A 20,959-nucleotide genomic window follows, 5' to 3' on the forward strand; every position below is an offset into this window, starting at 1 on the left:
AAAAATTCCTGAGGAACAGCAGATAAAAAGCTGATGAAATTGTGATTAAAAACAAATGTTGATGGTTATATACCCATATCACCTGAAAATATTGGCTAATAATTGAATGGGACCAGCTAGGGTGATCATTAAGTGGGACCAGAAAATTGACTGATAAAGCGCTACCTGAAAATGGTTATTTTCGTCTAGGTGACTACTACATTGACGTGGGTGATCATCGGGTATTTCATGGTGATGAAAGTCGTCACCTAGAGCCCAAAGCGATGCATGTTCTTTATCAGCTGGCTTTGAATGCCGGCGAGACCGTTAGTCGACAAGAATTAATGGATAAAGTATGGCATGGACGAGTGGTGATGGAAGATGCCCTGACGCGGATAATCTCGCAGCTGCGCCTAACATTCGACGACAGTAAAACTCGTCAAATAATCCACACTGTGCCTAAAAAAGGTTATCGACTATCGGCAGATGTCACTTGGCTAACTAGGCAAGAATTTATTAAATTCAGCACAAAACACAGCACTGCTTCAGGTTTAACCACATCATTTAACAAAGGCAAAGTGGTAGCACTTATAATCTTGGGGTTAATGTTTGTTCTGCTGATTTTTGTTTTATTGATGGACACTTCTGAACATCAGGACCCTGCGACCAAGCTACTGACTCAAGAGGTTGCTCAAAAGATCGAAAGCAACGCCTCCAAAACTGAAACTATTATCGCCTTTCTACCGTGGCGCAATCTTACTGGTGACGACGCTAATGACTATTTAGCTGAGATGCTCCCCGAAGAGTTATCAATTACACTGGCAAAGTCAGATAAAGTGACGGTGTTGGCACATTATTCTGCTCTTGCCCTTGCTAGAGAATCTGGGGCTTTAGATTCTCTAGTTGAGCAGTTAAACCTTAACTATTGGGTAGAAGGCAGCATCACTGAGGCAAATGAGCGGATTCGAGTCCTAGTGCGTTTGGTCGAAAAACACACTAATAATGCAGTTTGGTCCGAAGTGTATGAAGATAATATGGAAAATCTACTTAAATTAAATACAAGGATCATCTCAGATATCAACGCCCAGCTGTTTGGGAAAGGCGCATCAGTAGATTTCACAACGGCACCAGGAAAAGTGGATATTAATGCCTACCGAGCCTATCTTCAGGGAAATTATTGGTGGATGAATGGAAAAACCAGCGAGTGGTTTCTTCGAGCTGAAGCATCGTTCATAAAAGCCACAGAACTAGCGCCTGATTTTGCCGCTGCGTTCGGTAGTTTAGCTTTTATCTACGCGAGGTATAGCTATCACGATATCTACATGGAAAAGGTCGTCGCTGTTACGAAAGCTACGGCGGCTATTGATAGAGCCTTACAACTTGATCCTAACGACATTAATGCCCTTTTAGCGGGCGCTTTGTTGGCGATTGAAGACTTACAGTTTGATATGGCCGAGCAATTGCTCAATCAAGTATTAAGTATCGATGCCTCGGATACCCGAGGTCTATATGTTTATTCTGAGTTAGCCTTAGCTAAAAATCATTTTGACGCGGCGCTCACTTATGCTGATAAGGCGCTGCAGATAGATCCTCTTTCGCCTTGGATAAATGTAAACAAAGCCATTGTGCACTTTTGGCGTAATGAGATGACCCAAGCGCTGGCATCTGTAAACCACGCCATTAATATTGATAATAGTTTCACGTGGGCTTATGTGTGGAAAGCTAAAATACTCAGCCAAAAGGGACAAGTCTCTGAGGCTATTGAAGTCATGAAAGCCTGTTTACAAATTGATGATGGCTCGCCTGTAAATAGCATATACTTGGCGCTGTTATATACCCAAGTTGACATGTCTGAGCAGGCTGAAATTTGGTTTGCCCATACTGCATCGCTTTATGGCGATTCCCCCGACGCCAGATTTTGGCAAAGTTATTTAAGTTTTATCACACAACAAGAAGACCCAGATATCGCGCGACAACTTGTTAATCAGGTCACCTTAAAAACCACACGATTTTTTAGTTTAGTGCCTTTGCAAAAAGCTTTATTAACATCCCAACCCATGCTGATAAAGCAAGCCTTGCCACAGTTTTTATCGCTTATTGAACGTCCAAACCAATCGGGATTTTGGGTCAACCACCATAACCAATTCAGTGCCTATGCAGCATTTGCATTAATGCAGCAGCTAGATAGCGTTGAATATAAGCAACAACTAGCCTTACTAAATATTCAGATTAAAGCATTTGAGAGCAAGGTAGTGTTAGGACTGCGAGCCAATATCAAGTAAACGAGTTTGGATGCTAAGTTATGAATCGATTTAATGACGTGCTCAATCCGCGACTTAGGAGCACATTATAAAAAGTGTAGGTGTCATGCCTAATCATTAAGGTCTTCAATTACAGCATCACAATCAGATAAAGATCTAATACTAAAAGCACTAACCCACTGTATAAACCATTCCACTTGATGCCCATATGAAAAGGAGTAATTCCAGTGATCTTTGCGCTAATACGCACAGAGGTCGTAGTGGGGGAGCTACCAATCACTACAGCCCAAGTAACCATCATCACTAATGCTATGGTTATAGGCATATTTTCGACACTGGGTAATTGCGATAAGGCTCCGGCTACTAAAGTTACTGAAATCATTGGATTGATAAATAAAAGCGCGGCTAAAAAAATTACCCAAGAAGATAAAATGAGTATCAGCGCAGCAGTTATATTCAAATGTGCTAATTTTTGCGCAAACCATTCAATGTTCAACACCGTTAACAACAAGCGGCCAATCAGCACTGAGCCGGCAAAAAAGACAATTTCTGAACGTTGTAATGGCAGTTTGAAAAAGATGTCTTTAGTGAAACGTCTCACGGTTAATCGCATGGCGCTTAGTTTATTTCGTTTGCGATGATACTGGGCAAATATCCAAGCTGTGCTCACAATCGGCGCGCTCACTAACACTGCTGCTATGGGACGTAGAGACGTTATGTATATCAGTAAACCAGACACTATTGCTAATGCGGTAACAACAATAGCAATAGGGTAGCTCACCTTCAAATCTGACAAATTATTGGATATGGCTGGTGCAAGGTGTCTCAGGTGCTTGGGGGCCTGAACATGATCAAGCCAGATGCCAAATAATAGTATTGCTAGTGTTAGGTACAAGCCATAAGGAATAATATCTATCCACTTAAGTTCGGGAATAGTGGTCACTAAAAGAGTAATAGTGACTGACGTTGGTGCCCACAAAGGTATGCTACAAAATCCTCGTACCACCGCTAGCATCATTCGGCGCTGCCTTGCACTGTTAATACGGGCGTCCACGGTGTCTTTGTTGTCAAGCAAACTTCTGTGGATCATGGTGCCTAATAAATTAATGGCTCCGACACTCATTAATATGCCCAACAAGTGGCTGGCAAAGGTAAGAAACGCATAACGCCTTACAGGTTGTTGCTGTAATAATGCGCGACCCGTTAGGTTAACTGAGTTTGAGGTTAAAGCCGCTTCTTTTAAGAGGCTCAATGCAATTAAAAAAATGACAAAAAAAGCGACGCTGCCACATAAAATGGCTATCTGTATAAATGTTATTTGTGATGACAATAACAATGCGATTGTTAAGCCAATAGCCACTATGGCGATGATTTTCGCGGTTAATTCTAAATTTTTCCATTCGACTAAAGTAAATATTAGCAACACAAATACAGCCAATATGGCGGGTGGTTGATACCCCGTCCATTCTGTAATTAACGTTGCAAAAAAAATAACGACTAAACATAGCGGAGATAGCCAAGGAGGTAACAACCAAGAAGACGAGTTATTCATTTGTAGCTTTATTTGGCATGGGTCTGGTTGCTTATCTAATTCTTATATAAAGTACATGGAGTTGTTTTCCAAAAAACTTGCAAAATGCAATTCCGCATTGCAGAATGCTAACGCTATTTTACCGGTATTGTTAGTGTCTTGGTAATATTAAATAATTACAACTTGTATTAAATTGAGTGCTTAATGTCCAAACAAACAGAATTAGAATTACTTGCTGATTTAGAAAAGATAAGTTACCAAGAACGATATCATTGTAAAACAACATACGATGTATTTTGCCATGCAGCAGATGAATATTCCGCTGATATAGCTATAGCTGAGCATGTTACCGCTTCTCGAGATGAAACTGCCAAACAACTCACTTTTGCTGATTTAGCCAAAAAAATCAATCAAACAGCCAACCTATATCAATCTTTACGGATTGAGCGTAATGATGTTGTCTCTATTCTACTTCCGAATTTAACTGAAACTCATCTTTGTATATGGGCATCACAAGCGGTGGGCATCGCCAATCCTATTAACTACCTACTGCAAGTTGAGCATATTGTTGAAATATTGAATGAGGTAAAAGCAAAAGTATTAGTCACTGTTTCTCTCGATGATGCGACTGAATTGGGTAATAAAGTGCAGCAGATTATTGAACGTGTGCCATCACTTGAACACCTACTTTTGCTAGATGACAGTCATGCTGCTGAGGGCAGTCATAAAAAAGTTAGCGTGACTGATTTTAATAAGGCTATAGCGACTCAATCGGATGCAAGATTAGCACAATCTTTACAACCTAATGGTGACGATATTGCGATGTATTTTCACACTGGCGGTACGACAGGTCGTCCTAAAATAGCCAAGCTATCCCATGACAATATTAGTTTTGTAGTGCAAGTGTATGCAGGGTTTAATACTTATCACGGTAAATCTCCAGTATTGAACGCATTACCGTTATTTCATGTGTTTGGTGTAATTGCCGCTAGTTTGTCGATGTTTATTGTGGGTCGTACGGTGGTAATTATGACCCCAGAGGGCTTTAGAAACCCTAACACGGTCAAAAACTGGTGGTATTTTGTGAGTAAGTATCAAGTGTGTTGGTTTCCTACTGTACCCACCATTATGTCTGTTTTATTACAGCAACCGGATGAGGAAATTGATCTTAGTTGTTTTGAATATGCGGCTTGTGGATCAGCCCCTTTACCCCTTGAATTAAAATTATCCTTTCAACGAAGATTTAATTGTAGTGTGACCAATGGTTACGGCATGACAGAATCATCTTGTTTAATTGCTAGAGTATTACCTGGCTCTGATATTAAAGGGGTGGCAGTGGGCAATGGCATACCCTACAGCCGAGTGATTGCTGCTCAACTAAATGATAATAAAATTAGCCGTGTTTGTGATATTAATGAACCCGGCATCATTTTAGTTAAAGGTCCTAATATCTTTCAGGGCTATTTGAATGCAAGTGATAATGAGGGGGCATGGGTCGAAGAACAGTGGTTTAACACCGGTGATTTAGGGGTGATTAATGCGCTAGGGCATATTCAGTTGACTGGTCGAGCAAAAGATTTAATTATCCGTGGTGGTCATAATATTGATCCTCAAATCATTGAAGATGCACTTATGTCCCATGCCGAAGTTATTCAAGCAGTGGCGATTGGTCAACCTGATGTGCATTCAGGAGAAATACCCGTTGCTTATGTAGTGGTAAAAAATAAGCCACAAGACACGCAGCAAACTACAGCATCTGAATTATTGGCTTTTTGCCAAGAGCATATCAGCGAAAGGGCCGCTATCCCTAAGCGTATCGAAATTCTTGAGAGCATACCGGTAACAGCTGTTGGCAAAGTCTTCAAACCGTTGTTACGTAATAAAGCCACCGAATTTAGTGTTAATGATTTATTTAAAAAACATGATATCAGCGCGCACATTAAGTCAGAATTTGACCCTGAAAAAGGGCAGGTGGTACATATTCAATTATCAAATAGTCAAGACCAAGATAAAGCCGCTACATTACTTATCGCTTTTCCAGTTTTAGTTAAATACATAAACGGTTAATTACATCAATTTATAAGGAAAAATCATGCAAGATGCATATATTTACGATGCCGCACGAACCGCATTTGGACGCCATGGTGGCGTTTTATCTTCGGTTCGACCTGATGATATGTTGGCGCACCTTATTAAAACGTTAGTGCAACGCAATGACTTTGATTTAAGCCTGTATGAAGATGTGATTGCTGGTAATACTAATCAAGCGGGTGAAGATAGCCGAAACGTAGCGCGTACTGCAGGGTTATTGGCTGGCTTGCCAATTGAGACCGGTGGTTTAACTGTTAACCGTTTATGTGGTTCAAGTTTAGCCGCGGCCTTAGATGCAGCCCGATGTGTAAAAACGAATGAAGGTGATTTATTTGTAGCTTGTGGTGTTGAGTCTATGAGTCGCGCACCTTTTGTTTTAGCCAAAGCTACTTCTGCCTTTGCTAGGCAACAAGAAATGTTTGATACCACTATGGGCGCGCGTTTTACTAACCCAGAAATTGTTAAGCAGTTTGGTGGTCATTCAATGCCTGAAACCGCAGACAACATTGCCAGCGATTTACATATCAGTAGAGAAGAATGCGATGTATTTGCAGCCGCCTCTCAAGCAAAATACGAAACGGCAAAAGTAGCCGGATATTTTAATGATGAAATCATTCCTATTGAGGTGTCACAAGGTCGCAAGAAGCCAGCACTGTCAGTGACAACAGATGAACATCCACGCCCTGCGTCTACATTAGAAGCACTCAGTAATTTACGCCCCTTATTTGATGGCGTAGTCACTGCAGGTAATGCTTCAGGCATCAATGATGGCGCTTCTGCCATGATCATTGGCAATAAAGAGGTAGGTGAAAAGGCGGGTATCAAACCTCGCGGTAGAATTATTGCCGGTGCCATAGCAGGTGTACCACCACGAGTAATGGGATTAGGCCCCGTGCCAGCTACCCGAAAAGTATTAGCAAGAGCAGGCTTAACCCTAGCCGATATGGACGTTTTAGAATTTAATGAAGCATTTGCAGTACAAGCGTTAGGGTGCATGAAACAACTTGGCATTGCTTTTGATGACCCCCGTGTTAATCAAAATGGAGGTGCGATTGCGATTGGTCATCCTTTGGGCGCAAGTGGAACACGGATTATGTTGACGGCATTACGCCAACTAGAAAAAACCGGTGGCCGTTATGCACTTGCGACAATGTGTATTGGCATTGGTCAAGGTATCGCTGTAGTCATCGAACGTGTTTAGATCTCCAATGAATCACCAACGCATCTCCAATGAGTCTTTAATAAGTCTCTAATAAAGAGTGTTCTAAAAGTAAGGAATTAATTTATGTCAGTTGTTAGTTATCAATTAGAGGGTGATATCGGTGTTATTCGATTAAATAACCCGCCAGTCAACGCACTTTCTCATGCATTACGAAGCGGCATTCAAGATGCGGTAACACAGGCACAAGATGATGCCTCTTTAGCTTTAGTATTGATGTGTGAAGGGCGCACGTTCATTGCTGGTGCAGATATCTCAGAGTTCGGTAAACCACCGATGTTGCCTTCATTACCTGAGCTGCTTATTGTGCTTGAAGCATCGAAAAAACCTATCATTGCTGCCATACATGGTACCGCACTAGGTGGTGGCTTAGAGACTGCGCTGGCTTGTCATTATCGTTGTGCACTACCTTCAGCTCAAGTTGGTTTACCTGAAGTTAAATTAGGTTTGTTACCTGGTGCTGGTGGCACACAACGAGTACCAAGGTTAACTGGCGTGAAAGCTGCACTTGATTTAATGACAACCGGTGCACCTATCGCTGCAGCTCAAGCACTCAATATTGGTTTAATTGATAAAGTGGTTGAAGGTGATTTACTCAGCGCGGCACTAGATTTTGCCAATGAAGTGATTGCACAAGGTGCCGAGCTGAAACGAGTCAGCGACTTAGAGGTTGATAAAACCACTGCATCAGCTGAATTCTTCGCTGAATATAGGAAAACATTAAGTAAACGTCTTCGTGGGCAAGAAGCGCCACATCGCATTGTGGAATGTATTGAAGCGGCGTTAAATACTCCTTTTGATGAAGGTTTAAAAGTTGAAAGACGACTATTTGTAGAGTGTATGCAATCATCTCAGTCTGGGGCATTACAGCATATGTTCTTTGCAGAAAGAATGTCTTCTAAAGTGAAAGATTTACCCAAAGACACCCAATTAAAAGATATCAAACGCGTGGGTATTATTGGTGGTGGATTAATGGGAGGAGGCATTGCAATGAATTTTGTAAATGTGGGTATCCCGGTTACCTTGCTGGAAATAAGCCAAGAAGCCTTACAGCGGGGTAAAGATCTTATCGCTAAAAATTACGCTATGACAGTCAGTAAAGGTAAGTTGACTGTTGAGCTAGCCACTCAGCGCCAAGACATGATAACGGGGACCACTGATTACAATGATTTAGCAGATATGGATTTGGTTATTGAGGCGGTGTTTGAAAATTTAGACATCAAAAAACAAGTATTCGCCAAGCTTGATAATGTGTGTAAGCAAGGTGCTATTTTAGCCAGTAACACCTCTTATCAAGACGTCAATTTAATTGCTCAGTCAACGTCCAGGCCACAAGATGTGATTGGCCTACATTTTTTCAGCCCTGCTAATGTCATGAAATTACTTGAAATTGTGCGTGGTGATGAAACGTCAGATGAAGTAGTAGCGACATCGATGGCTATTGCTAAAAGCATTAAAAAAGTCCCTGCATTGTCTCGCGTTTGTTATGGCTTTATAGGTAATCGTATGTTGCGACATTATGCCCGTGAAGCGCAATTATGTTTGCTTGAAGGGTCAACCCCGCAAAACATAGACGCTGTCATGCAAAAATTTGGTATGGCAATGGGGCCCTTAGCGGTAGGTGACTTAGCGGGAATAGATATTGGTTATAAAGCCCGTGAAGGATTAACTGATGAACAAAAAGGTGATGTCAGAACCTATTGTATTGCCGATGCTTTATATGAAATGGGTCGTTTAGGTCAGAAAACGGGTGCAGGATATTACCAATACGATCCCGAGACTAGGCAGCGAAGTGTCGACCCAGTAGTAATGGAGGTGATTGAAGCACAAGCCAAAAAAAGGGGAGTTGAACGCAAGGTCATCAGTGACAAGACTATCTTAGATCGTTTGACTTTTGCTTTGATCAACGAAGGTTTTAAAATACTCGAAGAAGGCATCGCACAACGACCTAGTGATATTGATGTGGTTTACGCATTCGGTTATGGTTTTCCTGCATACCGAGGAGGCCCAATGTTTTATGCAGATACCATCGGATTAGAGAAAATTTATCACACTGTTTGTGAATTTGCTGACACTTACGGCGAAGAGTTTTGGCAGCCTGCAGCGTTATTAAAACAACTTGTCGAAGAAGGAAAAACCTTAACTCAGTGGGCCAATAGCTAGACAAGTTTACAATACGTTATGTTGGTTTTCTGGCATAACGTATTTTTTGTTGATCACATCGAATATCTTATAGGGGACTAAAATGTCAATTCCAAAGACATTACAAAATAAATTAACTTTGCCCGTCATCAGTGCTCCGATGTTTATCATCTCTGGACCTGAATTAGTCATCGCGCAATGTAAAGCTGGCATTGTTGGGTCTTTCCCGGCTCTTAATGCCCGCCCACAATCGTTACTGGGTGAGTGGCTAACCACTATAATCACTGAATTAGATGCCTATCAGGTAGCCAATCCGAACGCTATTGTTTCTCCTTATGCGGTTAATTTAATTGTGCACAAGAGTAACGACCGTTTAGAAGATGATGTGAACACCTGCATCGAATTCAAGGTGCCGATTATTATTACCAGCTTGCGTGCTTTAGATCCTAATTTGGTTGAACGTATTCATGCTTACGGTGGCATTATTTTTCACGATGTTATTAATGTGCGTCATGCCCAAAAAGCAATAGACGTCGGTGTTGATGGATTAGTGTTGGTGTGTGCTGGTGCTGGTGGTCATGCGGGAACGTTAAGTCCTTTTGCTTTAGTGAGTGAAATTAAACAATTTTTTGATGGCCCTATTGCGTTGTCAGGTTCGATTGCTAACGGTGCCTCTATATTGTCAGCACAAGCATTAGGGGCTGACTTTGCTTACATAGGCACGCGTTTTATTGCCAGCAAAGAAGCCAATGCCGAACAGGCATATAAAACTATGTTGGTTGAAAGTAGTGCCAAAGACATTGTGTACAGCTCTTTATTTACCGGCGTGCATGGAAATTACCTTAAACCCAGTATTACTAATGCTGGCTTAGACCCAGATGATTTGGAGCAGGGCGATAAAAATAAAATGAAATTTGGCTCCGAGGGTGGCAGTAAAACTAAGGCTTGGAAAGATATTTGGGGTGCAGGCCAAGGATTAGGTAGTATTGCTGATGTCACTGATGTGGCTACGATTGTTGCCCGCTTCAAAACAGAATATGACTTGGCATTATCCCGTTTAAATGGTCTGAATAATCAATAAGTGCAGTCAGCTCGTGCAATATCTAGTGCAATAAATAGTGCAATAAATAGTGCAATAAACAGGCGCAATAAATATGGAATCTGAAGAAAACGTACTCATTCACACTGACAGTGGTGTTTTACATATTGGTATTCATCGTCCCAAGAAAAAAAATGCTTTAACCCGCTCAATGTATCTTGCTATGGCTAAAGCACTAAAAGACAGTGTGTCTGATGACAGTGTTAAAGTTGTGTTGATCTACGGCACTCAAGATGCATTTTCAGCAGGTAATGATTTAAACGATTTTAATACTCGTGATTTTGATCAACCTTCACCGGCATCAATTTTATTACGTGAACTACATCACTATCCTAAGCCAATCGTCGGAGCAGTATCTGGGGTAGCTATTGGTATAGGCGTCACCATGCTGCTGCATTTTGATTTGGTTTATGCATCAGACACGACTTTTAAAATGCCTTTTGTCGATTTAGGTGCTTGCCCTGAAGGTGGCTCAAGTCTGCTTATTCCTTTGTTAGCAGGTCATCGTAAAGCCGCAGAAGTATTAATGCTGGGTGATTCTTTTAATACGCAATCAGCTATTAATATGGGTATTGTTAACCAGCAAGTAGACAAATCTGAAGTACTTGAGTTTGCCTTATCTAAAGCAAAAGCATTGGCACTCAAACCTCAAAACGCTTTGCGAACCACTAAAAGATTGCTAAAAGCACCGCAGCAGACGCTGCTTGGTCAAATTATTGAAGATGAGTTAGTGATTTTTTCTGAGTTATTACAAAGCGAAGAATCTCAAGCCGCCAGAAAAATAAAATAAGAGTGTTAAAAATATAATGACATCTTGGGCAAATAAAATAATGCCGCCTTTTAATAACCATTTAGGTTTTGTGGTTGAAGAATGGCGAGAAAAACATATTAAAATGAGTGCTGAACTTAAACCTGAACATCTGAACCGCTCAGATATACCCCATGGTGGTTTTATTTCGGCCTTATTAGATGCAACCACAGCATTGTCTGGGGCATACAGTGATGACCCGACTGAGTATAGAAAAGCGCTGACCCTATCCTTAAACATTAGTTTTTTAGGACAAGCACAATCCAACACGCTTTATGCTGTTGGAAAAGTGACGGCTTCAGGTAGAAATATCTATTATGCTTCTGCCGAAGTATTCGATTCTTTTGATAATCTGATTGCTTCAGGGCAAGGCGTATTTCGATATAGAAAAGATGAAACTCATACGAAGGGCTAGTAACAAAGTGAACACGCAACATTAAAAAGGTTGATTAGATTTAGTAAACAACTTTCTTGCAGCAGTATGTTTGTTAATGTAAAGTAACAAACATAAATGGTTCGCTAATTCCGCTATGCGAAACCATCGTGACTCTTGTGAGAAATAAAATAATGAATATAATTAGCAAATTTTTTAGCGCGATAACATTAACGGTGATGACTTTGATAGCTATACCCGCTGTCGCGGCTACGGTTCTCACCTATGGTGAGCCAGGACCAAATCGGGGCGCTCGTGCTGAAGCCACTAAATGGTTTGCGAAGGAAGTTGAGAAGCGTACTGGCGGTGATTTAAAAATCAATATTATGTGGGGTGGTGCTTTATTTAAGGCAAATGCATCGCGACAATCTATTGCTGCAGGAGTCGTCGACTTAGGCACTATTATTCCAGATTACTTTCTTAAAGAGATGGTGTCTTTTTCATTGACTAACTTACCCTTTGAAAATCTAGATCCTTGGGTGGGATTAAAAGCCAACTTTGACCACATGCAATCCCCTGAAGTATCAAGTAGTTTAGCGAAACAAAATTTAGTCTTTGTTACCTCATACATGCTCTCTAACGTCATCATGTTATGTAAAGGTGATGCAGTTCGTACACTTGATGACATAAAAGATAAAAAGGTACGAGGAGTAGGCACCTTCGGAAAGATATTTGGAGATTTAGGCGCAAATTTAGTTGGGATGAATATCTATAAAGCTTATCAGGGACTAGACAACGGATTGCTCGATTGCAGTCAGGGTTATATGAACGCATCACTTGCGCTGAAGCACCATGAAGTAGCAGACAGTTTAACTAAACTTAATTGGGGAATTTATACTGGCTTGGGCATTTTTATAAACCAAGATTCACTCGCAAGATTAAGCGCGTCTCAAAGAAAGGTGCTTAACGAAGTAGGTGTCGATTTTATTGATTACCTTGGCCAAAATGTATTGAAATCTGACGACGCTGCAGAGCAACGATTTACGCAAGGGATTGATGGCCGTAAGTTAGAAATCATCAGTCTTTCTGCCGCAGATTCAAAAAAACTCTATTCAGCTAGTCAATATCATATTGGCAAATGGGAAAACGAAGCCAGAAAAAGTGGTTTTGATGGAAAAGCTATGGTCGAAAAATACAGGACCTCCCTAATTAAATACAGCCAAGAACGAGATTTAGAAGGCTACCCTTGGACACGTTAATTTAACCCCATAGAGTTTATTATTATGTTGAAAAAAATTAGAAAAGGGGGCATTGATTGTCGCAGGTGGGTGTATTGTCACCCTCGGATTAATGATTACCCTAACCGTTCTCACACGAAATCTTTTTGGTTGGGGAGTAACCGACGATGTGGTTATCGTCAGAGAGCTTATGGTAGGTGCTATTTTTTTGCCATTAGCTTATGTCACAGCAGATTATAGTCACATTACCATAGAGTTCTTGTTCAAACGCTTGGGCAAACACGCCAAATTATGGATGTTAGCCATCGGTTCTCTCATCAGTTTATTAATACTTCTGCCACTGGTTTTTTCCGCATGGCAGGGGTTCTTTCATGCCGCCAGTAGCGGCGCCTATTTTTTTGGTGAGTTGGAGCTGCCTGAATGGCCGGGTCGCTTTGCTTTTTTTGCAGGCGCGGCACTATTTATTATACGTTTATCGATAATTCTCGTTGCAGATATGCGAGCGGCTATCACTGGCAATACTGAATACCTCGTGCAGCGCACAGACGCTGAACACGACATAATAGAAGAGGGTTAAACTATGGATCCATTGATTCTTGGGCTCATAGGGTTTGCCTGTGCGTTGCTTTTACTTGTATTTCGCGTGCCAATCGCATTTAGCTTAGCGGGTGTGTCGTCTACATTTATCCTTTTATTTTTTGTCCATGCGAAATGGTGGTTTTGACATTGTTAGTGCAGTGGCTCCGACCCTGTCGATGGTTTCATCTAACACCTTCGCTTTAGTACACTCTTATGACCTAAGTATGATCCCGCTATTCGTGCTTTTAGGTCATATCTCTTACCATACTGGTATCACCACTGATATCTACCATGCGGCGCGAGTTTGGTTAAAACGTTTGCCTGGCGGTGTGGCTATGGCCTCTGTTTTTGGTTGTGGGGGATTTTCTGCTATTACTGGGTCAAGTATCGCTTGCGCATCGGCGATGGGTAAAATTTGTGTGCCAGAAATGTTACGTATGGGTTACGACAAACGTTTGGCTACGTCTACGGTGGCCGTAGGCGGTACGCTATGTTCGCTGATCCCGCCAAGTGTATTATTTATTGTTTACGGTATTTTTACTGAAATGTCAGTCAGCCGCCTCTTTATGGCTGGAGTGATCCCTGGACTGATATCGTTGCTTGGTTTTTTAGTGGTTATCTACATCTGGGTAAAGCGGAATCCAGAAGTAGCGCCAGTTGATGACACCATTTTGGAAAAAGGCGAACGCCGAAAAGCGGCAAAAAGGTGTTGGCCGGCAATGTTGCTGTTTACTATCATCATCGGTGGTATTTATGGAGGTTTCTTCACTGCTACTGAAGCCGCAGCGGTCAGTGCATTCGCAGTCATCGTCATTGGTTCTATACAAAAAAGACTTAATTGGTCGCAGTTTATCCTCTCTATTAAAGACACTTGTACTCAAACCACCTCTATTTTCTTTATCGCTGCAGGTGCCAAGATTTTTGTTGGGTTTGTTGCATTAACGGGTATGGCACCCGCATTGGTTGGACTGGTTGAAGGGGCAGATGTATCTCTATGGTTATTGATGATAATGATCGCAGGTGTATACCTGTTGCTGGGTATGTTTCTTGATCCTCTAGGTATTATGGTGCTTACCCTACCTTTCTTAATTCCCATGGTTGATGGTTATGGATTAGACCTAATATGGTTTGGAGTCGTAGTCATTAAGTTACTCGAAATAAGCTTGATCACCCCGCCAGTAGGATTAAACGTGTTTGTTATCGCCAGTGTCACTAAACCCTCGGTTGCGGTGTATGACATTTTTATGGGAGTGGCACGTTTTCTAGTGATGGATATTGTAGTACTGATTGCGATTATCGCCTTCCCAATACTGTCATTGTTACTGCCTAACTTTATGATGTAAGTGTGCGAGCAAAGTAAAATTTTCTAAGTTTATTGATTGGCGCATTTTAAACGGACTCACAAATTTAAGCACACTCACAAAATTTATTACCCAGTCTGTGGAGAATATAATGAAATATGCAGTAATTGGTACTGGAGCTATTGGTGGTTATTACGGTGCTATGCTAGCCCGAAATGAAATGGATGTGCATTTTTTGCTCCACAGTGACTACCCACACGTTAATGAACAGGGATTACGGATAGATTCTATCAACGGTAACTTCAACGTTGCTGTTAACGCATATGCCAAGCCTGAAGATATGCCACTTTGCGATGTCGCCATTGTCGCTTTAAAAACAACGAATAATCATTTGCTTGAAGTATTGCTGCCGCAGGTCATAAAGTACAATGGGATCGTGGTGATTATGCAAAATGGACTTGCCGTGGAGCAGGTCGCCGCTGATATTCTACCTCAGGCGAGCATTATTGGTGGTTTGTGTTTTATTGGTAGCACCAAGATTGGTCCCGGTCATATTAAACATAGCGATTTTGGGATGGTTAGTTTGGGGCATTATATCAAGGACGAATCTGCGGCCGGCATCACTCCCGAGCTTGGACTGGTGACTGAAGACTTCCTTGCTTGTGGTATTGACGTAAAACCCGTTGAGAATTTGTGCTTTTTGCGCTGGCAAAAGTTGGTTTGGAATGTACCTTTTAACGGACTGTCAGTTGTGCTTAATAGCAGTACGGCTGAACTTCTTCGTCAGCATGACTCCCGTGAATTAATTAAATCTATCATGCTAGAAGTGATTGCTGCCGCTAATGCTTGTGGGCAGCCCCTTAGCGCTTCGTTGGCCGAGTCAATGCTCGTGAATACCGAGACTAACATGCAGGACTACGCACCTAGTATGAAAGTTGACTATGAACATAATCGCCCCTTGGAAATTAATGCTATTTATCAGTCGATGATCGACCGTGCTGCGCGATCGGGTGCAGACATGAAACTTGCTAAAATGCTTGCACAGCAGCTACAGTTTTTGAGCCGTGATGATGTTCAATAAAAAGTGTGATGCGTAAATAAAGGGGAGCAGATCCAAATAAGACTATACTGACTGCTCACTTTCTTTCATTTCGGCTAGTTAGCCTATCAGCAAGACCTGAGTGACAAACATTAAATCGATCACACGGTAAATTAATTTAGAATAAAATCCTAAAACCGAATTAAAGTTGCTTCGATATTGCGCACCATGCTTTTTAATTGTGGCGCCACTTCATCTCTCAAAAATTCTTTCGACAATCGAAAAGCGGGTCCGCCAGCATTAAACACATAGATTTGACCTTGTGTGAGTTTTAATGGCACAGCAATGGCAGTGGTATCAGGCTCCCAATCACCCCATGAATAGCAATATCCAAATTTTTCATAGTTTTCTAATGCTTGATCAACACCCGCTTTGACAGCTTCAAACTTATCACCCAATTTTTCTTTGAAGTGCCGCATGAAGAAGTTTCTTTCTTCTTCTGACAATGCGACTAAATAAGCTCGGCCAGCGGCTGTGGTTGCCATTGGAATTTTATCACCAATTTCTTTTTTGAAGGTAACAATGTCTTTTGGGGCACAATGATCAACGTAAATCATATCCAAGCGATCTCTGTCTGCTAGGCCTACCGATGTACCCGTTTCAATTGAAAGGTCTTTCATTAAGGGGTTCGCTACTTGGCGAATGGCAAGGTTAGAAACAAATGCATAACCCAAAGCCAATACGCCCGCCCCAAGCTGGTATTTTTCTAATCGCTTCGAATAAGTCAGATAGCCTAGGCTGGTCAAAGTATAAGTTAGGCGAGATATACTGGATTTAGCCAATCCGGTACGTTGTGCAATTTCTTGATTACCAAGAAATCCATCACCCGGATTAAATGCCCGTAATATATCTAATCCTCTGGCAAGGGCTTCGACAAACTTACGATCTACTTCACCCTTCTTATCTCTTGGCATACCAGTCAGTGTATTCATTTTGAACTACTCAATTATTTATCACGTTAGACGTATTGACTTGTTGTAACTGCCGATACGTTTTTAAAACCATAAAAATAATAAACGCATTATTTTCAATAACAAAGGCTATTATACATGGGTTTAAGAATAAAATTTATAGATTAATTAATAGTAGCAAGGAGTAGTAAAAATAGGTGCTTCTAGTTCTACTTATTTTACTTATTACTGCTCATTAAACTTAAAAAAGAAAAAACCGGCTTGAGTGAACTTCGTGCTAAATTTCAATTTACACTTAGTTCTTAGGCTCGACCGTTGAGCTTAAATAAGTCATGAATACTTTACTGGCTTTAGATAGATAATGATTTTTTTTCCATGCCAAGCTCAGCTTAAATTCAATCTTCGGCTCAAAGGGAGTGGATGTCATTTGCTTTTCGTTTTCTAAAATACGCGATAGACATGTGGTAATGCCCACCTCATTTCTAACTAATGACTTTTGTAATTCGATAAGGTTAGTTTCCATGCGGATATCTAATGATAAGTGATGTTTTTTTGCATATTGACTGACTACTTCACGCAAAAAATAGCCCTCATGAAACAAGACTAGAGGTTGCTGGCAAAATTGCGCTAGTGATAGGGTATGTTCAGCGGATAGCGGATGTGATCTGGCCATACCTGCCACTATCTCCTCATTAATAAGTTGCGTGTAACGTAGCTGAGTATTTTCTAAATCACCCCTTACTAAAGCTAAATCAAGTTCACTATTAAGTAACATTCTCTCAAGTGCTGCAGTCCCTTGGTCAACTAAGTGTATTTTTATTTTCGGATATTTTTGCTTGAATTCTGTCAATATTTTAGGAAAGTAATAAGACCCCATCATCGCTGAAACACCAAAACGAATAGTGCCTCTCTCTAAATCTTTTAGCTCTTCTAACTCTAATTCTACTTGTTTAGCTTGGCCTAATAATTGGGAAGCCAGTTTATATAGGACTTGGCCTTCGGCTGTTAATAAAGAGTGTTTGTCAGCACGATTAATTAACTTTAACCCCACTTCTTGTTCTAGCTTTTGAATTGCAACCGTTAATGCGGGTTGAGCGATGCCTACTTTATGTGCTGCCCGAGTAAAGTTACCCAATGCGGCTAACTGACAAAAATATTCTAGACGCTTCAAATTCATATCATCAGGACCAATAATTAAAAGTTATCAAAAATATAAAAACTATATATTATATTTATTCTTGTTTTAAGCATAGAGTAATCCGATAAATTAGACTATTACCTATACAAGTATATAAACGGAGTAACTTTATGAGCCAAAAACTAACCTCTTTTAACTGGCAAGATCCCATGTTTCTTGATAGCCAATTAACTGAAGAGGAGCGCATGATACGTGATACCGCTCATGATTATTGCCAACAAAAACTTCTACCTCGTGTGCTTGAAGCGAATAGGCATGAGCACTTCGATCGCGAAATAATGAATGAGCTAGGCCAGTTAGGTCTATTGGGCGCTACCTTGCCTTCACAATACGGTGGCAGTGACGTTAATTATGTGAGTTATGGGCTGGTTGCTCGTGAAGTAGAGCGTGTGGATAGTGGTTATCGTAGCGCCATGAGTGTGCAATCTTCACTGGTTATGCACCCAATATATTCATACGGTACTGAAGCACAACGCATGAAGTACTTACCTAAACTGGCTTCTGGTGAATGGGTAGGTTGTTTTGGTTTGACTGAGCCTAACTCAGGTAGTGATCCAGCATCGATGACCACTCACGCCAAAAAAGTGGATGGTGGTTATTCCTTAACGGGTAATAAAATGTGGATCACTAATTCACCTATTGCTGATGTGTTTGTGGTGTGGGGCAAACTCGAAGGTAAAATTCGTGGTTTTGTGCTGGAAAAAGGCATGCAGGGTTTATCTGCACCGAAAATAGAAGGCAAATTCTCTTTACGTGCTTCGGTAACGGGCGAAATTGTTATGGATAACGTGTTTGTTCCAGAAGAAAACATGTTTCCAGAAATCAAAGGGTTAGCAGGGCCTTTTGGTTGTTTAAATAAAGCCCGTTACGGTATTGCTTGGGGCTCAATTGGCGCAGCAGAATTTTGTTTTAATGCTGCTAGAACTTATACCTTAGATCGTGAACAATTTGGTCGCCCTTTGGCTGCTAATCAGTTAATTCAAAAGAAACTGGCTGACATGGAAACGGAGATAGCGCTTGGCTTACAGGGCTGCTTACAAATGGGCCGCTTAATGGATGCAAACCAGTGCCCAGTTGAATTAATTTCGTTGATGAAACGTAATAATTGCGGTAAGTCTCTTGATATTGCTCGCGTTTCTCGTGATATGCATGGTGGCAATGGTATTAGTGACGAATATGGCGTTATTCGCCATGTCATGAATCTGGAAGCCGTTAATACCTATGAAGGTACTCATGATGTTCATGCTCTAATTTTAGGGCGTGCCATCACTGATATTCAGGCTTTTTATTAAACATTAGCGTATAGCGCCATTAACCTTGTTCATTGAAGCCGTCTTAGTGCGGCTTCGCATTCTGCCTAAACGTCACAAACGAACCTCAACCCTTGCGTAATTACACCTCTCTTTATTTTAAATTTACTCAATAACCAGCATTATGTAGGCGAGATTGTAAGGCGTTAATCTGCAAATCGAATTTCAATTTTTGAGGGTACCAACTTATGACACAAACCCAACAATATAAGCGTAAAATGACTGAGCTTAGCTATAGTATCTATGTTGGATTAATCACTTACAAAAATTGATCTCATCCATTATCTGTGCGTGTCTAAACCGAGCACAATGGTAGAAATTTTATGGTGAGATCTACCCAGTGCAAACAGGTAAAATCGAAATAGTAATACATGCGGGTGTTTGTTGTGTAAGTGTTTTTGTGCAAGTTATTGAAGATTAAACCAATGAAGCTTTAATGTCAGTCGCGTGAAAACCCATCACTTACAGCGGTTAAACAACCGGTATTAGCCGACATAAGCTCCCATAAATTGCAAAAAACTGCGTTGATTGGTCATAGTTTGAGTCGCTTTGTGAGTTTTTGGTTGTCGTCTAAAGCTCCGACAAAAATTGGCCTGATTGTCCCAGTTGATGGCTTTCCTTTTATCGGCCCAGTGTTTACTCACACCAATTCATGAAGCGTTGCGAGTTTGGTCGGGCAAGCACAGCAGATAAAAATATGTGCAGTAAATATGTCTCAACAACAACTTATTGACCAAGCTCACTATGGTTTATTTACACAAGCCAGTAGTGATGAGCTCAAGGCAAATGTGAAGAGCATGGTACAAACTTCAGATCCAAAGCGGTTGGCCAAGTAATCTATACATTAATGAGCCATGATGTAAGACTAGATATTACTCAGTTCACATCAGCTGTTTTATTGTTGTGTGCATTAGGAGGATTTAGTACAGATAATCAAAAAATAGCTATGCAAACACTGTATGCGCAACAACTACAGGCCTTGCCTATTGCGTAATTGCTTTTGAATACACATTTTCGTCACCTCATTATCTAATCAACTAAAAACATCACGATTTCAACCGCAATTAAAATGATAATAATCCATTCCAAAAACGATGAATGTTTATGATTTTGTTCTGCTGCCAGCATTTCATGTAATTCATTGATGGTGGCAAGTTTCATAGTCAGTAGTTCGACTCGAGGCTTTAAGTCCAAATATTTACTTACGGTAAGATATTTTTGCTCTTGTTCTGGGTATTCCCAGAAAAATTCAGGTGTATCTAGTAAATTAAAGTGCAATAAAATGTCACTCTTGGTACTGAACAATGCCCCTCGTAACATGGATAACTTTTTACGACTGAGTGGAATTTTTCCGGTTTTAGCTAAGGTTTGAGATAGATAAGCATTGTCTTTGATCGTGCGTTCAGCCATTACTTCAAACCTACCTAACTTAGCTGACTGAGCCAGCGCATGACTGGCTGCCAATAACGTCATAGTTTTGTTGTCGGGTAAAGTGATCGTGTCGTCAATCATTGAGACTGAAGCATTTTCGGTTATTTTAAAGTGAAACCGTTCGGTATCTTTTTGTAAGTTTGTTTCACTGACATGCTCTTGAACCATATTCAGTAATTGTGACTTTTTATTGTCAATTATTCCCCAGCTTATGGCTACGCCATAGTCAAAAATATACATTTGCCCTTTGGGCGTACTGATACTTAATACATCGCGATAACGTTTTACAAAATATATTTTAGAGATCTGTTCGTTAAGTAAATCCAAACGAATCGTATTGCCTAGCAGGGAGACTTCAACATCATTAGTAGTGAAGGTAATAGTCATGT

At 40.9% G+C, this 20,959-nt stretch carries 18 protein-coding genes; 14 read left to right on the plus strand and 4 right to left on the minus strand.

The window, feature by feature from the left end; all coding sequences use genetic code 11:
* The first annotated feature begins 146 nt into the window (after positions 1-146).
* Complete coding sequence (locus C427_RS01225) at positions 147-2,261, plus strand: winged helix-turn-helix domain-containing protein (RefSeq protein WP_007637952.1); 2,115 nt, start codon at positions 147-149, stop codon at positions 2,259-2,261.
* Between the two features lie 109 nt (positions 2,262-2,370).
* Here C427_RS01225 and C427_RS01230 read toward each other — a convergent pair whose 3' ends face one another.
* Positions 2,371-3,792: a hypothetical protein gene (locus tag C427_RS01230; protein ID WP_015430285.1), complete on the minus strand. Its 1,422-nt coding sequence runs from the start codon at positions 3,790-3,792 to the stop codon at positions 2,371-2,373.
* 183 nt (positions 3,793-3,975) lie between these two features.
* On the opposite strand from C427_RS01230, the gene C427_RS01235 reads away from it, so the two are divergent.
* From C427_RS01235 to C427_RS01280, 10 genes are all read left to right on the plus strand, one after another.
* Complete coding sequence (locus tag C427_RS01235) at positions 3,976-5,838, plus strand: acyl-CoA synthetase (protein WP_007637949.1); 1,863 nt, start codon at positions 3,976-3,978, stop codon at positions 5,836-5,838.
* Between the two features lie 25 nt (positions 5,839-5,863).
* Positions 5,864-7,063, plus strand: a complete 1,200-nt coding sequence (locus tag C427_RS01240) for a 3-oxoadipyl-CoA thiolase (protein WP_007637948.1) — start codon at positions 5,864-5,866, stop codon at positions 7,061-7,063.
* Between the two features lie 84 nt (positions 7,064-7,147).
* On the plus strand, positions 7,148-9,244 hold the full coding sequence (locus C427_RS01245; protein ID WP_007637947.1) for a 3-hydroxyacyl-CoA dehydrogenase NAD-binding domain-containing protein: 2,097 nt from the start codon (positions 7,148-7,150) through the stop codon (positions 9,242-9,244).
* 82 nt (positions 9,245-9,326) lie between these two features.
* A complete protein-coding gene (locus C427_RS01250; protein WP_007637945.1) occupies positions 9,327-10,304 on the plus strand; it encodes an NAD(P)H-dependent flavin oxidoreductase in 978 nt (325 codons plus the stop codon).
* 73 nt (positions 10,305-10,377) lie between these two features.
* Entirely contained in the window at positions 10,378-11,112 is a 735-nt protein-coding gene (locus C427_RS01255) for an enoyl-CoA hydratase-related protein (RefSeq protein WP_007637944.1), read from the plus strand.
* 16 nt (positions 11,113-11,128) lie between these two features.
* Positions 11,129-11,545: a PaaI family thioesterase gene (locus C427_RS01260; RefSeq protein WP_007637942.1), complete on the plus strand. Its 417-nt coding sequence runs from the start codon at positions 11,129-11,131 to the stop codon at positions 11,543-11,545.
* A gap of 152 nt (positions 11,546-11,697) precedes the next feature.
* Complete coding sequence (locus C427_RS01265; protein ID WP_226991144.1) at positions 11,698-12,762, plus strand: C4-dicarboxylate TRAP transporter substrate-binding protein; 1,065 nt, start codon at positions 11,698-11,700, stop codon at positions 12,760-12,762.
* Positions 12,763-12,814: 52 nt separating this feature from the next.
* Positions 12,815-13,318, plus strand: a complete 504-nt coding sequence (locus C427_RS01270; protein WP_236613732.1) for a TRAP transporter small permease — start codon at positions 12,815-12,817, stop codon at positions 13,316-13,318.
* Between the two features lie 178 nt (positions 13,319-13,496).
* Entirely contained in the window at positions 13,497-14,663 is a 1,167-nt protein-coding gene (locus C427_RS01275; RefSeq protein WP_236613733.1) for a TRAP transporter large permease, read from the plus strand.
* 109 nt (positions 14,664-14,772) lie between these two features.
* Positions 14,773-15,702: a putative 2-dehydropantoate 2-reductase gene (locus C427_RS01280; protein WP_007637938.1), complete on the plus strand. Its 930-nt coding sequence runs from the start codon at positions 14,773-14,775 to the stop codon at positions 15,700-15,702.
* 149 nt (positions 15,703-15,851) lie between these two features.
* On the opposite strand, the gene C427_RS01285 is transcribed toward C427_RS01280, so the two are convergent.
* Both C427_RS01285 and C427_RS01290 read right to left on the minus strand, forming a co-directional pair.
* Positions 15,852-16,652, minus strand: a complete 801-nt coding sequence (locus C427_RS01285; protein ID WP_007637937.1) for an IclR family transcriptional regulator — start codon at positions 16,650-16,652, stop codon at positions 15,852-15,854.
* Positions 16,653-16,926: 274 nt separating this feature from the next.
* Positions 16,927-17,808 (minus strand): LysR family transcriptional regulator, encoded by an 882-nt coding sequence (locus C427_RS01290; protein WP_007637936.1) that lies wholly within the window; start codon positions 17,806-17,808, stop codon positions 16,927-16,929.
* 131 nt (positions 17,809-17,939) lie between these two features.
* On the opposite strand from C427_RS01290, the gene C427_RS01295 reads away from it, so the two are divergent.
* The 3 genes from C427_RS01295 to C427_RS26125 all read left to right on the plus strand — a co-directional run bounded on the left by C427_RS01295 (position 17,940) and on the right by C427_RS26125 (position 20,133).
* A complete protein-coding gene (locus C427_RS01295; protein ID WP_007637935.1) occupies positions 17,940-19,121 on the plus strand; it encodes an acyl-CoA dehydrogenase in 1,182 nt (393 codons plus the stop codon).
* Between the two features lie 728 nt (positions 19,122-19,849).
* Positions 19,850-19,975, plus strand: coding sequence for a hypothetical protein (locus C427_RS28040; protein WP_007637932.1), 126 nt, complete (start codon positions 19,850-19,852; stop codon positions 19,973-19,975).
* An 11-nt stretch (positions 19,976-19,986) separates the two neighbouring features.
* Entirely contained in the window at positions 19,987-20,133 is a 147-nt protein-coding gene (locus tag C427_RS26125; RefSeq protein WP_007637931.1) for a hypothetical protein, read from the plus strand.
* A gap of 35 nt (positions 20,134-20,168) precedes the next feature.
* On the opposite strand, the gene C427_RS01300 is transcribed toward C427_RS26125, so the two are convergent.
* Positions 20,169-20,957 carry an RMD1 family protein gene (locus C427_RS01300; protein WP_007637930.1) on the minus strand — a complete coding sequence of 263 codons (789 nt, stop codon included), beginning with the start codon at positions 20,955-20,957 and terminating at the stop codon, positions 20,169-20,171.
* Between the last annotated feature and the right edge of the window lie 2 nt (positions 20,958-20,959).

The organism is Paraglaciecola psychrophila 170, from assembly GCF_000347635.1.
GTDB lineage: Bacteria > Pseudomonadota > Gammaproteobacteria > Enterobacterales > Alteromonadaceae > Paraglaciecola > Paraglaciecola psychrophila.

What these genes read in the sequence shown, in the direction of transcription:
- C427_RS01295 (WP_007637935.1), top strand. Translation starts at nt 17,940, where the DNA reads ATGAGCCAAAAACTAACCTCTTTTAACTGGCAAGATCCCATGTTTCTT.
- C427_RS26125 (WP_007637931.1), top strand. Translation starts at nt 19,987, where the DNA reads ATGAGCCATGATGTAAGACTAGATATTACTCAGTTCACATCAGCTGTT.
- C427_RS01280 (WP_007637938.1), top strand. Translation starts at nt 14,773, where the DNA reads ATGAAATATGCAGTAATTGGTACTGGAGCTATTGGTGGTTATTACGGT.
- C427_RS28040 (WP_007637932.1), top strand. Translation starts at nt 19,850, where the DNA reads ATGTCTCAACAACAACTTATTGACCAAGCTCACTATGGTTTATTTACA.
- C427_RS01265 (WP_226991144.1), top strand. Translation starts at nt 11,698, where the DNA reads ATGAATATAATTAGCAAATTTTTTAGCGCGATAACATTAACGGTGATG.
- C427_RS01260 (WP_007637942.1), top strand. Translation starts at nt 11,129, where the DNA reads ATGACATCTTGGGCAAATAAAATAATGCCGCCTTTTAATAACCATTTA.
- C427_RS01255 (WP_007637944.1), top strand. Translation starts at nt 10,378, where the DNA reads ATGGAATCTGAAGAAAACGTACTCATTCACACTGACAGTGGTGTTTTA.
- C427_RS01235 (WP_007637949.1), top strand. Translation starts at nt 3,976, where the DNA reads ATGTCCAAACAAACAGAATTAGAATTACTTGCTGATTTAGAAAAGATA.
- C427_RS01275 (WP_236613733.1), top strand. Translation starts at nt 13,497, where the DNA reads ATGGTTTCATCTAACACCTTCGCTTTAGTACACTCTTATGACCTAAGT.
- C427_RS01290 (WP_007637936.1), bottom strand. Translation starts at nt 17,808, where the DNA reads ATGAATTTGAAGCGTCTAGAATATTTTTGTCAGTTAGCCGCATTGGGT.
- C427_RS01245 (WP_007637947.1), top strand. Translation starts at nt 7,148, where the DNA reads ATGTCAGTTGTTAGTTATCAATTAGAGGGTGATATCGGTGTTATTCGA.
- C427_RS01230 (WP_015430285.1), bottom strand. Translation starts at nt 3,792, where the DNA reads ATGAATAACTCGTCTTCTTGGTTGTTACCTCCTTGGCTATCTCCGCTA.
- C427_RS01240 (WP_007637948.1), top strand. Translation starts at nt 5,864, where the DNA reads ATGCAAGATGCATATATTTACGATGCCGCACGAACCGCATTTGGACGC.
- C427_RS01250 (WP_007637945.1), top strand. Translation starts at nt 9,327, where the DNA reads ATGTCAATTCCAAAGACATTACAAAATAAATTAACTTTGCCCGTCATC.
- C427_RS01285 (WP_007637937.1), bottom strand. Translation starts at nt 16,652, where the DNA reads ATGAATACACTGACTGGTATGCCAAGAGATAAGAAGGGTGAAGTAGAT.
- C427_RS01300 (WP_007637930.1), bottom strand. Translation starts at nt 20,957, where the DNA reads ATGACTATTACCTTCACTACTAATGATGTTGAAGTCTCCCTGCTAGGC.